Below are 13,978 nucleotides of genomic sequence, written 5' to 3'. Positions count from 1 at the left end.
TCATCCGATTTTGAATGAAAAGTGCTTTCTGCAAATTATACGTTTTGTTTAATCGTTTCGACTGTCGTACGGTCGAGTGAACGGACGAGTTTCACGATCATTTCTTTCGCTGCTGCGTAGTCATCCGTATGGATGATTGAAGCGTGCGTATGAATGTAACGTGAGCAAAGTCCGATGACTGCGCTCGGCACTCCTTCGTTCGATACGTGAACTTGTCCTGCGTCTGTTCCACCTGGAGAGATGAAGTATTGATACGGAATGTTGTTCGTTTCCGCTGTGTCGAGAATGTACTCGCGAAGTCCGCGGTGTGTCACCATCGTTCGGTCATAAATGCGGAGTAAGAACCCTTCTCCGAGTTGTCCGAATTGGTTTTTATCGCCTGATGCGTCGTTCGCTGGGCTCGCGTCGAGTGCGAAGAAGATGTCCGGCTTAATCATGTTCGCTGCTGTTTGTGCACCGCGAAGACCGACTTCTTCCATGACGTTCGCTCCTGAATATAAATGGTTCGGAAGCTTGTCGTCTTTCACTTCTTTTAACAATTCGAGCGCAAGTCCACAGCCGTAACGGTTATCCCAAGCTTTCGCCATAATTTTTTTCGGGTTTTTCATCGGCGTGAATGGGCAAATCGGTAAAATTTGTTGTCCTGGACGGATGCCCATATTGTCCATTACGTCTGCTTTGTCGTCCGCACCGACATCGATCAACATATTTTTAATGTCCATCGGTTTATTGCGCACTTCATCGCTTAATAAATGTGGAGGAATCGAGCCGATTACCCCGATGACTGGTCCTTCATCCGTAATAATTTGAACGCGTTGTGCGAGAAGCACTTGACTCCACCAACCGCCGAGCGTTTGGAAACGAATCATACCGTTATCTGTAATGCCTGTTACCATGAAGCCTACTTCGTCCATATGGCCCGCTACCATAATCGTTGGCGCGTCCGCTTCTTCACTTTTACGCACGCCAAAAATGCTTCCGAGTCCGTCTTGAATGATATCGTCGACGAGCGGCTCCATCTCTTGACGCATGTAGTCGCGCACGAGGTATTCGTTCCCTGGTGCACCTGGTAATTCTGTTAATGTTTTAAACATATTTAACGTATCTTGTTTCAAAAAAATTGCCTCCTCCAGTTTAGTCTTCTTCATTGTACGCAATTTTTCGTCAAATTTCTACTTAAGTCTTTCGGAAAACGAAATATATCGACTTGTTGAAAATTTGTAAGGAAAATGGATTTTTTTCTTATTGAAAAGAGATGTCCTTAACGCTTTTTGATACAACTATGGTAAAATAGAAATGAGTTCAAACTTTTTAGGAGGTCATACAGATGAAATTAAAAGATTTTATTCTCGGGATCGCAACAGGTGTGGCAGCGACAATCGCTGTTCAACAAGCGATGACGCAAATTTCGAAATATGCGCCAGCGGACAACGTTTTAAATGAAGTGAAAAACGCGTTCTTAAAAGAAGGTCCAATCGAAGGTTCTTGGATCGTTATGCAGCCGGAAGAATACCAAAACGGTATTTTAACGACTGAAGTATACCGCGGTGGAATTACACGTCTCGACAACGGAAACTTACAACAGTTCGAATTCGTTGCGGACGCAAAAACAGGTACACTTTTAAACGTTACAGAAAAATAAGCACGACAAAAAATAGCGCAGCATTCGTTGCGCTATTTTTTATTTCATTCAAAACCCGCCTACTATCGAGTCGTCTCATGAGTAGGCGGGTTTTGAATTAGCGAGGTGCTGTGCTCTCGAGTGATTCCGTAATCGAGCGACCGTCTTCGCTAAATTGTACCATGCGATAAATCGCATCGTGATAAAAAATGAAGCGATACTGATTGTTTAACGCTTCTTCCATGTAACGTTGTTTCGCATAAATCGACGTCATCGGATAGTCATCATACGCGAGCACCCAAAGCGGGTTTTGATGCGCATGCGTCGGCATAATATCTGCCATATGGATGACTGTTTCTCCTTCGCGATCGATACGAATGACCGCATGCCCGTCGCTATGTCCTCCCGTATGTTCCATCGTCACACCAGGTGCGACGGTGCACGTTTTGTCGAAAGTTTTCACTTGCGAGACGAGTGGCTCCCAATTTTCGCGCCAATACGCATTGCGTGAGCGAATGTTCGGGTTGCGCAACTCGTCCCATTCCGTTTGTGAAACATAAATATCCGCATTCGGATAGATCGACGTCCATCCATCACCGTCACGCTTCGTCAAACCGCTCGCATGATCATGATGCATATGGGTCATCCAAATCATATCGATCTGTTCGGGCGTCAAGCCGAGTTCCCCTAAACTTTGCTCGACGCGTGATTCAGACTGAATGCCGAGATTGCGCTTCGTTTTATCCGGCCATTTATTATAGCCGACCCCTGCATCGATGAGTGCGTACTTCCCGCCTACTTCTACTAAAATTGGATCCGTTCGGAGCGGAATCGTATTGTTTTCAACTTCTGGATATTTTCGACTCCAAAGCGCTTTCGGTACGACGCCGAACATCGCGCCCCCATCTAAATAACAAAGTCCCCCGTCCAACCAAGTAAATGTTACGTCGTGAAATTTCCATACATCCATTTCTCCATCCCCTTTTTATTCATATTTCGCTTCTAAACGATAAATCGGATGCCCTTTTTCCGAAAACTTCTCTTCATATTCCGTCATAACATTGTCTGGAACATCATCTTCGTGAAGGTCGAGCGAAACGTCGAGCAATTGCATCCCATAATTCGTCATTGAGACGAGCGAGTATTCAAATAATCCACGGTTGTCCGTTTTGAAATGAATTTCGCCACCGTCTGGCATGACGTTCCGATATCTCGTTAAAAATGTTTTAAACGTGAGGCGGCGCTTTTCGTGACGCGCTTTCGGCCAAGGGTCTGAAAAATTTAAATAGACGAGCGCGACTTCCCCTTTGTCAAACATCTCTTCTAATTTCTCCGCATTGCCTCGAATTAAACGCAAGTTTGAAGGCGTCCCTAATTCAATCGCTTTTTCTACTGCAGAGACGACGACATTGTCGAAATGCTCGATGCCGATATAGTTGACATTTGGATTATTTTTCGCCATATTAGCGATAAATTGACCTTTCCCCGTACCGACTTCGATATGAATCGGATGGTCGTTCCCAAACTCTTCTGCCCACTTTCCTTTCAATTGTTCTGGTTGTAATTTTGCGATGTGGTCATTTTCTTGTAAGTAATCAAGAGCCCACGGTTTATGGCGTAAACGCATAATTTAAATTTCCTCACTTTCTTCTACATCCTCTTCCTCAGTCGGGAAAAGCATACTGTCTGCAGTCGTCTGGCAAAGTTGCAATAGACGATTTGCTGCACGATATTGCGCAAGTTTCATCGGAGCTGTCGATTGGCGACGCAACTGTTCGAACCATTCATCGAATGTGCGACGATCGATAATCGTCGTATCGAAAGGCACTCCTGGATAATCGATATACCCATTGCGTGAAAGCAACACTTTTTTAATCGGAAGCTCAATTTCTTCCTCCTGAAAAATTTGTTGCACGATCGACTCATTACGACTTAGTTCAATGAGTGGATTGAGCAATTTCTGTTCATGTTCACCATATTTCTTCACCCAAAAACGTTCACTTCCTCCGATGAAAGCTGCGACATCTTCGTGCTCAAGTACGGTGATTGTATAACATTGTACGGGCGTGAGCAAGAGTATATTCATCTCAACTGGCGCTTTTTTAATTTGAATGATCGGTTCATACATCATTAAAAAATTGTCAGGTAGCCGTTGTGTAAACTGTTTCATTAACGTATCTCGACGATATTTCGCATGGATCGTGGAACGTGAAAGCAATGTTGAACTCGCCCATTTCAACTGAAAATCATACAACTGCTCCGTATATTGGCGCTTCAATTGTTCAATCGAATTTGCAGATCCTGGAACGAAAGGATCGAACTGATTCAAAATGTCTTCATCGACCCGTTCCTCTTCTTCCTCTCGCTCAGGAGCTTTTTTAAAACGACGCGCAATCGATTGAAATAATGTCGGTTTTTCTTCAATCTCTTCCTCTTCTTCCTCAAAGAAAAAGCCGTCTTTCTGATTTTGCCATTGTAATTTTAAACGATCCCATTGATAACGCTTTAAACGAATAAATTGTGTCGTATAGTGGGATAAATCATTTTCGTAACGTGACACATAATCTAATATTTTTATTAATTGAGCCATTATTACACCTCAGTTTTACATTTTTTTACGATATCTTTACATTCCTTTAACATATAAGTAAATCAATTCATATAAGCTTGCATTATGTATGTTCGATATTTATTAGGGGGTTTTTGAATTATGGTAGTAAAAATCTTTGACGACTGCGCTTGCTTTGAATCTATTTTAACAGAGCGCAACGTCCAAACAGTCTTCCAACCTATTATCTCATTAAAAAACGGAGAAATATATGGCTATGAAGCACTGTGTCGTGGACCAGCTCAAACAAAATTCGTCAATCCTGAAGTGCTTTTCGAATTTGCGACCGAACAACAACGTCTTTGGGAACTTGAATTCCTTTGCCGCACGACAGCGCTCGAACGTTATGCGAACCTTCAGTTGGAAGGGAAATTATTTTTGAACGTCAACCCGAACATTATGAGTGATATTCGCTTTCGTGAAGGGTTTACGAAAGATTATTTAAGCCAGTTTTCCATCGATCCGGATGCGATCGTTTTTGAAATTACAGAAAAAGAAGCGATTCGTCACATCGCTCACTTCCAACAAACGGTCGACCATTATAAAAACCAACAATACCGTGTCGCGATCGATGACGTCGGGTCGGGATATTCTGGGCTAAATATTATTACAGACGTCCATCCTCATTTTTTGAAATTAGATATGCATTTAATTCGCAATATCGATCACGATGAAACGAAGCAATCTCTCGTGAAAAGCTTAGTAGACTTTGCGAATTTAGCGAATATTTTCATCATTGCAGAAGGAATTGAAACGACGGCTGAACTGTTAACTTTAATTAAATTTGGCATCCATTACGGACAAGGGTATCTCATCCAACGTCCTTCTCCACAAAAAGAGCCTCGCAATGAGGAGGTTCACACTATTATCATCCGAGAAAACGAACAAAAAAGCAATCTCGAACCGACACAAATTATTTCGACCTCTGTCGAACAAATTACGAAAGCGACACCGACTGTTCAACCGACGACTGTCATCAAAGAAGTGGCGACGATTTTTAAATCTTTACTCGTCGACGGGCTGTGCGTCGAGAAAGATGGCAAAATTCTCGGAGTCGTGACGAAGCAAAGGCTATATGCCGCACTGAGCGGACCTTTCGGATATAGCTTGTATAGCGATAAACCTGTGAGCGAAATTATGCAAACTGACTTCATTTCCGTCGACCGCTCAACTCCTATTAATATCGTCTCAAAACTCGCAATGATGAGAACAGACGACCAATTGTACGATTTTATTACGGTGACGAAAAAGAACGACTACTACGGGACCGTCACTGTGAAAGATTTATTAGAACAGACGATTCAAATCGAAATTAACTTTGCGAAACATTTAAATCCGCTCTCCGAATTACCAGGTAACTTAATGATTGAACAACAAATTCAACGGAATATCGAAGATGACGAGGGGTGCACAGTTTTATACATCGATTTAGACAATTTCAAACCGTATAACGACGTGTACGGCTTCGAAAATGGGGATGATGTCATTACAGCAGTCGCTCGCATTTTGAAAAAAATCGCCTCTCCTCTCGATTTCATCGGCCATATCGGTGGAGATGACTTCATTTTCATGACGACACAAGATCAAGCCGAACAGTTAGGAAAAGCCATCATTGAAAAATTCGATGACATCGTCCCTTCTTTTTACCGCGAAGAAGATTACGAAACGGGTCATATTCAAGCGACGAATCGTCACGGCGAAAAAGAAACATTCCCGCTTCTTTCCATTTCAGTCGCTGGCGTGCAAACTGCTCATTTTAACAGTTTGCATAAACTTGCGGAACGCGCGAGTGAATTAAAAAAAGTGTGTAAACAGCAATTCGGCAGTTATTTACTGATTGAACGATAATTTTTAACACGTTTTTTACAACTTTTTTGTCAAAATAAGGTATACTAATAATGAAAGGACGAATCGATTTCATAGTGTAGACGGAGTTCATTTGCATCAAGCGAAAAAACGACGGAAGGTGAATGCGATGAGTAATTCAACAGACAGGATGTTACGACGTGTCAAAGATGTGTATTTCTTTATTTTGGACAATGGGGTTGTTACAACGGATCGAATTGTTGAGGAATTCGGCGTCACAGCACGCACAGTCCAGCGCGACTTAAATGTACTCGAATATAATGAGCTCATTAAAAGTCCAACGCGCGGACAGTGGACAACAACTGAAATCGAAGTCGAACTTTCATCATAATGTGACCATGAAAAGCTGCGCGTAGCAGCTTTTTTTGTTCGTTACCTTTATTTTTTTATAAATTTTTACAATGTATAATTTGAATTTTTAAATTAAAAATGGTAAGTTTATACTTATTAAAAATATAAAGGAGTTGGCTCACATTTTTTCTAATCAAGAACCTCACATACTAGGCGGTGGCTTTCAATGAACCGTCACTTCTTAAAACATCCTGTTTTTCTCATTTCCTCAACTATTTTAATTTTATTAATTACATTCGGTTTACTGTTTTCGGAACAATTCAAAGATATTGCAGACGCTTTATTTAATTGGACAACGACGTATTTCGGCTGGTTTTATTTACTTGCGATTTTTGCAATCGTCATCTTTTTACTCGGGCTTGCGTTCACTTCTTACGGCTCCATTAAGCTTGGGAACGAAAATAGCGAACCTGAATTTTCATTTTTCTCGTGGATTGGCATGCTCTTTTCCGCAGGTTTCGGGGCAGGTCTCGTCTTTTGGGGCGTAGCCGAACCGATGAGTCATTATTTCTCTCCTCCATTTGAAGGAGTCGGCTCTAAAAGTGAAGAGGCTGCGCGCATTTCGATGGGGTATGCTTTTTTCCACCAAGGGATTAGCCAATGGTCGGTCTTCGCGTTAATGGGACTTGCGATTGCTTTTTTACAATTTAAAAAGAAAAAAGACGGACTCGTGTCAACAGCGCTTACGCCAATTATTGGGCACAATAAAACGGTGAAACATTCCGTCGATATTTTAGCGGTCATTTCAACGGTGATGGGTGTGGCGACGAGTGTTGGACTCGGTGTTTTACAAATGAATGGTGGATTAAATATCGCGTTTAACACACCGCAAACGCTCCTCATCCAAATGATTTTAATCATCATCATGGCGGTCGCTTACTTATTTTCAACGACGACCGGATTGAAAAAAGGGATTAAATATTTAAGTACATTGAACTTAGGGATGGCGATCGGTTTACTCGCTTTCGTCTTTTTCACAGGTCCTACCCTTTTCATTTTAGAAACATTTACACTCGCAATCGGCGATTTCATCGATCATTTCGTTTCGTATAGTTTACGCCTAGAGCCGTATGTCGAAGGGAAATGGGTGAAAGATTGGACGATTTTCTACTGGGCTTGGGCGATTGCGTGGAGCCCGTTCGTCGGAGCATTCGTCGCACGTGTCTCGAAAGGACGAACGATTCGAGAATTCATATTAGGCGTGATGATTATTCCACCGCTCATCGCTGCGTTTTGGATTGCGGTATTCGGAGGGACTGCACTTTATAACGATATGAATAACGGCACGATGATTGCGGAAGCGGTCGACCAAGATTTGACACAAGCTTTATTCGTCACATTCGACACATTGCCGATGACCGGTTTATTAAACGGCTTTGCGATCATTTTAATTTTCACTTTTTTAGTGACGAGTGCCGATTCGGCGACGTACATTTTAGCGAGTATGACGTCAGGTGGCTCTTCTACCCCACCGCTTGCGAATAAAGTCGTTTGGGGGACGATCATTGCAGCTACTTCCCTCGCCTTATTATCAGGTGGCGGACTCAATGCGCTACAAACCGCTTCTCTCGTATCCGCCTTACCGTTTACGATCATTTTAGTACTGCTCATCTTCTCCATCTTGTCGCTCTTAAAAAATGAAATGCTTCCGATTGAAGAGCGGGACATTCAACGGTTCGAAAAATTACAAGAAAGGGTCGAAGAAAATAATAACGATTAAAAAAAGGTTCACCGCTACTCATTTCAGTAGTGGTGAACTTTTTTCGTTAACGATAATTTTGTAATGCTTCGACTTCTTCTTCTGTCAACTCACGATATTCGCCTTCTCGTAAATGTTCATCGAGTTCAAGCGGCCCCATCGAGCAGCGCTTTAAATAGACGACTTCTTTCTCGACCGCACGGAACATGCGCTTCACTTGATGAAACTTTCCTTCTGTAATCGTGACGAAAATTTCATCAGGTCGCTCTGTCAATTCAAGCTTTGCAGGCTTCGTCTCATAGCCGTCATCCAATGTGACGCCCTCTTTAAAAGCTTCTACATCAGCGGCAGTTACCGCTTCGTCGATGCGCGCAAAATACGTTTTCGGCACATCGTTTTTCGGTGTGAGTAAGCGATGCGCCAGCTGTCCGTCATTCGTCAACAGTAAAAATCCGACCGTATCTTTATCGAGACGTCCGACAGGAAACGGCTCGAAATGACGTAATTCATCATCTAATAAATCGATGACCGTACGCTCTACATGATCTTCTGTCGCTGAAATGACACCGGCTGGCTTATTTAACAAAATGTAGACGAACTCGCGATAATGCACTTCTTCTCCGACAAATGTGACGACGTCTTTTTCGACATCCACTTTCACACTCGAATTTTTCACGATTTCGCCATTGACCGCGATCATCCCTTGTTTCGCATATTGTTTAATTTCTTTTCTCGTTCCATAGCCTAAATGGCCGAGCATTTTATCAATTCTCAATTTCTTCATCCTCTCGAAAACTTACCGACGAGTCGCGTAATGCGATCTCCGAGCAAACGTTGTAACAGTCCTGTACGGTAAGCGAGCACGCCGTAAACGACCGCTCCGACCGCTGCGCCGATTAAGACATATAAAAACGCAAGCCAACGTCCGTCCGCTGGTGCGATGGCACGAAGCCCTGTCAACGTCGCATAAACGACCGCAATCATCACAACGTTTAACAATAAAATGAGCACGAGACGACGGATGACCATCGTTGAGCGATAGTTGACGACTTTCATAATGATGCCGACGTTCATACCGACTGCGATGAAATATCCGACCGCCGTCGCATAAATCGCACCGTTCGCTTCAAACCATTGAATGAATGGAATGTTAATGACCATTTTCACCCATAAACCGAACATCGACGTAAAAATGATCCATTTATGACGGTCAATCCCTTGTAAAATGGCCGCCGTCACACTGTACATCCCGAACAAAATCGCAACGGGTGCGTAGTGCGCTAAAATGGAAGCCCCTGCTGCATCTTTTTCATACAAAAATGTATAAAACTCATCGGACAATACCATTAAACCGAGCACCATCGGAATCGTTAAGAAAAGCATAATTTGAAACGTTTGGTCGAGCGCACGAATAATTCCAGGACGATCTTTCCCGGTGAAATATCCGGTAATAACAGGAATGAGCGCCATCGAAAAGCCTGTCGCAACCATGACGGGAATCATGACGAATTTATGCGTCAATAAGTTGATCATCCCGAGATACATATGCGACACGTCTGCAAGTCCGATCGACGCCATCGCTTTTTTAAACGTCAACATATCGACCGCTTGATACATCGGGTTAATCGTCCCGACGAGCACGAACGGAATTAAATAACCAAACACTTCTTTATACATCGCCCAAAACGACACGTCTTCTCCAGAAGGGATACTTTGACGTCTTAACATATCGAATTCATCACGATATTTTTGCCAGTATCGATAAAGAACGAGCAATCCAGCAATCGCTCCAATGAAAGCCGCAAATACCGCGACATTGATCGCCATATCCGCCGTCCCTTTCATCACATAAACGACGAATGCCGCACCGCCGAGCACGAATAAAATGCGGACAATTTGTTCCACGAGTTGCGAAACGGCAGTCGGTTCCATTTTGTTATACCCTTGGAAAAATCCTCGCGTCAAACTGAGTAACGGCACGACGATTAAAGAGAAACTGACCCAACGAATGACCGTTGCGACTTGTTCAATCGTATACACTTCATCCGCTGGATTTTCAGCGGTTTCTGGGTTGACGATTCCAGCGATCGGTGTCGCTAATAAAAAGAGCGCAACGAATGCTGTCATTCCTGTAATCATCATGAGAACCATACCTGACTTCATTAAACGACGACCGGTTTCATAGTCGCCGAGCGTATTATATTTTGAAACATATTTAGAAATTGCGAGCGGAGCCCCTGACACCGCTATCGATAAAAATAAATTGTACGGAACGTAAGCATATTGATAAAGTGCCATACTTTCTTTTCCGACAATTGCATATAAAGGAATTAAATATAAAAGACCGAGCGCCTTTGATAAAAAGAGGCCGATCGTAATAATCGCAGTACCACGTATGAGAGTTGATGACATCTTCATTTATCATTCCATTCTATAATAATCCTTCTATAGTTTACCGCTCCATCGTCATTTATACAATATTCGTCCAACTGACTAAGACGACTTTCATCCACGAAAAGTTGCAAGTTTCAGCGCCACGTATGGTAAAATGAAACGAGAAAATGATGAAAGGTCGGATAGTATGACGGCATATGCCACAATTGTAATCGGAGGAGGACCTTCTGGCTTAATGGCTGCGATCGCTGCAGCAGAAAAAGGCGCACGCGTCCTCTTGCTCGATAAAGGAAAAAAACTCGGGACGAAACTTGCCATTTCAGGAGGCGGTCGTTGCAATGTGACGAATCGCTTACCCGTCGAAGAAATTATCGCCCACTTACCAGGAAACGGACGTTTTCTATACGGACCTTTTTCCGTTTTTAACAATGAAGACATTATACGCTATTTCGAAAATCTTGGCGTCCCTTTAAAAGAAGAAGATCATGGACGTATGTTTCCAGTTTCTAATAAAGCGAAAGATGTCGTCAGTGCGCTTCTTTCAGAGTTAGAACGATTACATGTCGACGTAAGACTCGAAACGAAAGTCGACAAATTGTTGATGGACGATGAACGAGTGCGCGGCGTGCGCTTAACGACAGGCGAAGATATTCAAGCGGACAACGTCATCGTCGCAGTCGGCGGGAAAGCCGTTCCTCAAACAGGGAGTACGGGCGACGGCTATCCGTGGGCAGAACGCGCAGGACATACGGTCACAACATTATACCCGACGGAAGTTCCTTTACTATCCGATGAGCGTTTCATCCGTTCAAAAGAGCTTCAAGGACTCGCCTTGCGAGACGTTGCGGTAAGCGTCTGGAATGCGAAAGGTAAAAAATTAATTACCCATCAAATGGATATGTTATTCACCCATTTTGGCATTAGTGGACCGGCCGTATTACGATGCAGCCAATTCGTCGTCAAAGAACAAATGAAAACGAAAAACAAACCGGTCAATGTCACAATCGACTCTCACCCAGAACAAAACGAAGAACAATTGTTCCAACAATTGCGCACGACTTGTAAAGAAGACCCGAAAAAAGCGGTGAAAAATAGTTTAAAATCTTTCGCACAAGAACGGTGGCTTTTATTTTTATTCGAACGTGCCGCAATCGAGCCAGATACACAAGGCGCGAGCATCTCTAATGAACAATTGCGCGCGCTCGCTCATGAATTTAAACAATTTACGATTTCGATTACCGGCACACAGCCGATCGAAAAAGCTTTCGTTACGGGCGGAGGCGTCAAAACGAAAGAATTAAACCCGAAAACGATGGAATCGAAGCTGAAACGAGGACTCCATTTTTGTGGAGAAATTATCGACGTTCACGGTTATACGGGCGGTTATAACATCACATCGGCACTCGTCACGGGAAGAGTGGCGGGCATGCATGCCGCAAACAGCTAAGGAGAGAACATGATGCAACCATCTGAACTCATTCCATTCCTCATGGTAGGAATGCTTCTATTATTTATCATCGCGATCGTTTGGCTCACTTTGCGCCAACGACCGAAACTAGCGACGACGATTAGCGCGATTCTTGTCGTTTTATACATCACAGCGTACGCGCTCTTTCCGACGTATCAAAAATACGAACATGAAAGACGCTATGTCACACTCGTAGAAGCGATATCAAGTCCTCATCTCGTCATTGAACGAGCGACGTTCGACCCGAAAACAGGCGACCGTGTCGGTGTCTTTTCCGTGTACGATGAACGGATTCCACAGTTCGGTTGGATGTACAAAGTGTCACGCAACAATGACATTACGAATGACGAAACGTGGTCTCGTTACGACTACCCTGCGAAAGACGAACTTTGGCAAGAAGTCGAATGGCTGTACTGGCAAGAGACAGAGACAGGTGCCATTACCGAACTGGACCGCTCAGAAGATGGTCCACTCGTCGCCTATGCATTTGAAACAGAAACCGAACGCGGCATCGCTCTTTTCCATTACGAAAAAGAAGGGATGACAACGCTCGCTTTCGAACATTCTCCGGAAGGCGCGACCGTCACATCACACAACAAGACATGGACGATTACGCGCTACGATGATACGTTACACATCCAATAATGAAAAACAATCCTTCACTCATACGGGTGAAGGATTGTTCGTTTATACGTGATTCGTCGGTTCACGACGCGGGCCGATCATATTGAAGAAAATATTTAAAACGATCGCCGTCACCGCTGCAGCGACGATACCATTTGACGTTAAAATTGAAATTTGTGAAGGTAATGACTGAAAAATTTCCGGCACGATCGATACACCGACACCGAGTCCAATCGCAACCGCTGCAATCATCGCATTTTCTGCAGAATGAATGACAGCAGGCGCTAACATTTTAACCCCTTGCATAATGACCATTCCGAACATCGCAATCATCGCCGCTCCGAGCACCGCTTCTGGAATGATCGTCGTCAATGCCGCAAGTTTAGGAACGAATCCTAAAATGACGAGCATAATACCGGTAATGACGATGACACGGCGACTTTTCACACCAGACATTTGCGTCAAACCGACGTTTTGTGAAAATGTCGTATACGGGAAGGCGTTAAACAATCCGCCGATAATAGAAGCGAGCCCTTCTGAACGATACCCACGCGCTAAATCTTTTGAATTTAACGGCTTATCACAAATATCTCCGAGAGCGAAATAAACCCCTGTCGATTCGACGAGTGACACCATCGCCACGAGCGTCATTAAAATGATAGAAGACGCGTCAAACGTCGGTACTCCAAAGTAAAACGGTTGAACGACGTGCACGACGTCCGCTTGTTGAACAGGAGTAAAATCGACCATTTTAAAGAAAATCGCAATGATCGTACCCCCGACGAGACCGACTAAAATCGCAATCGCTCGCAAAAAGCCTGTCGCGAAACGATAGACGACTAAAATGATGAGCAATGTCGTAAAGGCGAGCGTCATGTTCGCACTACTTCCGAAATCTGGTGAACCTAATCCGCCTGCCATATTGTTGACCGCAACAGGAAGCAACGAAATTCCGATCGTCGCAACGACTGTTCCAGTCACGACAGGTGGGAAAAATTTCACGAGCATTCCGAATACCCCGCCGATTAAAAAGATGATTGCACCCGATGCGATAATCGCACCGTAAATCGCGCCGATTCCTTTTTCACTTCCGATTTCGATAATCGGAGCAACCGCCGTAAACGTACATCCTAAAACGACGGGAAGACCGATTCCGATAACGCGTCCTGAATACACTTGCAATAGCGTCGCAACCCCACACATTAAAATGTCGATCGCGACTAAGTACGTCATTTGCTCCGAATTAAATCCGAGCTCTTTCCCGATGATGAGTGGCACTAAAATTGCCCCTGCATACATCGCGAGTAAATGTTGGATCCCGAGTGCGGTTTCCTTGCCTAAATTCAC

At 43.7% G+C, this 13,978-nt stretch carries 13 protein-coding genes; 6 read left to right on the top strand and 7 right to left on the bottom strand.

The genetic code is table 11. From position 1 onward, the window contains the following. Positions 1-35: 35 nt before the first annotated feature. Complete coding sequence (locus tag ACFQ0V_RS05295; protein WP_381011855.1) at positions 36-1,094, bottom strand: M42 family metallopeptidase; 1,059 nt, start codon at positions 1,092-1,094, stop codon at positions 36-38. A gap of 233 nt (positions 1,095-1,327) precedes the next feature. Between ACFQ0V_RS05295 and ACFQ0V_RS05290 the strand changes: the two genes are divergently transcribed. Further along, on the top strand, positions 1,328-1,642 hold the full coding sequence (locus tag ACFQ0V_RS05290; protein ID WP_194561281.1) for a PepSY domain-containing protein: 315 nt from the start codon (positions 1,328-1,330) through the stop codon (positions 1,640-1,642). A gap of 97 nt (positions 1,643-1,739) precedes the next feature. Here ACFQ0V_RS05290 and ACFQ0V_RS05285 read toward each other — a convergent pair whose 3' ends face one another. The 3 genes from ACFQ0V_RS05285 to ACFQ0V_RS05275 are packed head-to-tail and all read right to left on the bottom strand — an operon-like array spanning position 1,740 to position 4,211. Next, positions 1,740-2,591 carry a YtnP family quorum-quenching lactonase gene (locus tag ACFQ0V_RS05285; RefSeq protein WP_381010603.1) on the bottom strand — a complete coding sequence of 284 codons (852 nt, stop codon included), beginning with the start codon at positions 2,589-2,591 and terminating at the stop codon, positions 1,740-1,742. 15 nt (positions 2,592-2,606) lie between these two features. Continuing rightward, positions 2,607-3,248, bottom strand: a complete 642-nt coding sequence (gene trmB, locus ACFQ0V_RS05280) for a tRNA (guanosine(46)-N7)-methyltransferase TrmB (RefSeq protein ID WP_381010600.1) — start codon at positions 3,246-3,248, stop codon at positions 2,607-2,609. A 3-nt stretch (positions 3,249-3,251) separates the two neighbouring features. Then, complete coding sequence (locus ACFQ0V_RS05275; protein WP_381010597.1) at positions 3,252-4,211, bottom strand: NERD domain-containing protein; 960 nt, start codon at positions 4,209-4,211, stop codon at positions 3,252-3,254. A 120-nt stretch (positions 4,212-4,331) separates the two neighbouring features. Here ACFQ0V_RS05275 and ACFQ0V_RS05270 point away from each other — a divergent pair, with 120 nt between their 5' ends. From ACFQ0V_RS05270 to ACFQ0V_RS05260, 3 genes are all read left to right on the top strand, one after another. Continuing rightward, positions 4,332-6,077: a GGDEF domain-containing protein gene (locus ACFQ0V_RS05270; RefSeq protein ID WP_381010595.1), complete on the top strand. Its 1,746-nt coding sequence runs from the start codon at positions 4,332-4,334 to the stop codon at positions 6,075-6,077. Positions 6,078-6,204: 127 nt separating this feature from the next. After that, positions 6,205-6,426: a DeoR family transcriptional regulator gene (locus tag ACFQ0V_RS05265; protein ID WP_194561276.1), complete on the top strand. Its 222-nt coding sequence runs from the start codon at positions 6,205-6,207 to the stop codon at positions 6,424-6,426. Between the two features lie 186 nt (positions 6,427-6,612). Then, on the top strand, positions 6,613-8,166 hold the full coding sequence (locus ACFQ0V_RS05260; RefSeq protein ID WP_381010592.1) for a BCCT family transporter: 1,554 nt from the start codon (positions 6,613-6,615) through the stop codon (positions 8,164-8,166). Positions 8,167-8,212: 46 nt separating this feature from the next. On the opposite strand, the gene ACFQ0V_RS05255 is transcribed toward ACFQ0V_RS05260, so the two are convergent. Both ACFQ0V_RS05255 and ACFQ0V_RS05250 read right to left on the bottom strand, forming a co-directional pair. After that, positions 8,213-8,929 carry a 16S rRNA pseudouridine(516) synthase gene (locus ACFQ0V_RS05255; protein ID WP_381010589.1) on the bottom strand — a complete coding sequence of 239 codons (717 nt, stop codon included), beginning with the start codon at positions 8,927-8,929 and terminating at the stop codon, positions 8,213-8,215. Next, positions 8,926-10,557: a putative polysaccharide biosynthesis protein gene (locus tag ACFQ0V_RS05250; RefSeq protein WP_381011853.1), complete on the bottom strand. Its 1,632-nt coding sequence runs from the start codon at positions 10,555-10,557 to the stop codon at positions 8,926-8,928. Before ACFQ0V_RS05250 ends, ACFQ0V_RS05255 begins: the two co-directional genes overlap by 4 nt. Positions 10,558-10,726: 169 nt before the next feature. On the opposite strand from ACFQ0V_RS05250, the gene ACFQ0V_RS05245 reads away from it, so the two are divergent. Together ACFQ0V_RS05245 and ACFQ0V_RS05240 are read left to right on the top strand one after the other, a co-directional pair. After that, positions 10,727-11,986, top strand: coding sequence for a BaiN/RdsA family NAD(P)/FAD-dependent oxidoreductase (locus ACFQ0V_RS05245; RefSeq protein WP_381010586.1), 1,260 nt, complete (start codon positions 10,727-10,729; stop codon positions 11,984-11,986). Between the two features lie 12 nt (positions 11,987-11,998). Beyond that, the gene (locus tag ACFQ0V_RS05240; RefSeq protein WP_381010583.1) at positions 11,999-12,652 is read left to right on the top strand and encodes a hypothetical protein; all 654 of its coding nucleotides are present in this window, start codon (positions 11,999-12,001) and stop codon (positions 12,650-12,652) included. Between the two features lie 42 nt (positions 12,653-12,694). Here ACFQ0V_RS05240 and ACFQ0V_RS05235 read toward each other — a convergent pair whose 3' ends face one another. After that, a complete protein-coding gene (locus ACFQ0V_RS05235; RefSeq protein ID WP_381010581.1) occupies positions 12,695-13,978 on the bottom strand; it encodes a nucleobase:cation symporter-2 family protein in 1,284 nt (427 codons plus the stop codon).

This window comes from Savagea faecisuis (genome assembly GCF_042675605.1).
Classification (GTDB): Bacteria; Bacillota; Bacilli; order Bacillales_A; family Planococcaceae; genus Savagea; species Savagea faecisuis.
The sequence above is the reverse complement of the archived record's forward strand: the minus strand, read 5'-3'. Positions and strand labels throughout refer to the sequence as shown.

Excerpts from the sequence above, each read along its gene's own strand:
- ACFQ0V_RS05295 (WP_381011855.1), bottom strand. The coding sequence starts at position 1,094 with ATGTTTAAAACATTAACAGAATTACCAGGTGCACCAGGGAACGAATAC.
- ACFQ0V_RS05290 (WP_194561281.1), top strand. The coding sequence starts at position 1,328 with ATGAAATTAAAAGATTTTATTCTCGGGATCGCAACAGGTGTGGCAGCG.
- ACFQ0V_RS05285 (WP_381010603.1), bottom strand. The coding sequence starts at position 2,591 with ATGGATGTATGGAAATTTCACGACGTAACATTTACTTGGTTGGACGGG.
- trmB (WP_381010600.1), bottom strand. The coding sequence starts at position 3,248 with ATGCGTTTACGCCATAAACCGTGGGCTCTTGATTACTTACAAGAAAAT.
- ACFQ0V_RS05275 (WP_381010597.1), bottom strand. The coding sequence starts at position 4,211 with ATGGCTCAATTAATAAAAATATTAGATTATGTGTCACGTTACGAAAAT.
- ACFQ0V_RS05270 (WP_381010595.1), top strand. The coding sequence starts at position 4,332 with ATGGTAGTAAAAATCTTTGACGACTGCGCTTGCTTTGAATCTATTTTA.
- ACFQ0V_RS05265 (WP_194561276.1), top strand. The coding sequence starts at position 6,205 with ATGAGTAATTCAACAGACAGGATGTTACGACGTGTCAAAGATGTGTAT.
- ACFQ0V_RS05260 (WP_381010592.1), top strand. The coding sequence starts at position 6,613 with ATGAACCGTCACTTCTTAAAACATCCTGTTTTTCTCATTTCCTCAACT.
- ACFQ0V_RS05255 (WP_381010589.1), bottom strand. The coding sequence starts at position 8,929 with ATGAAGAAATTGAGAATTGATAAAATGCTCGGCCATTTAGGCTATGGA.
- ACFQ0V_RS05250 (WP_381011853.1), bottom strand. The coding sequence starts at position 10,557 with ATGTCATCAACTCTCATACGTGGTACTGCGATTATTACGATCGGCCTC.
- ACFQ0V_RS05245 (WP_381010586.1), top strand. The coding sequence starts at position 10,727 with ATGACGGCATATGCCACAATTGTAATCGGAGGAGGACCTTCTGGCTTA.
- ACFQ0V_RS05240 (WP_381010583.1), top strand. The coding sequence starts at position 11,999 with ATGCAACCATCTGAACTCATTCCATTCCTCATGGTAGGAATGCTTCTA.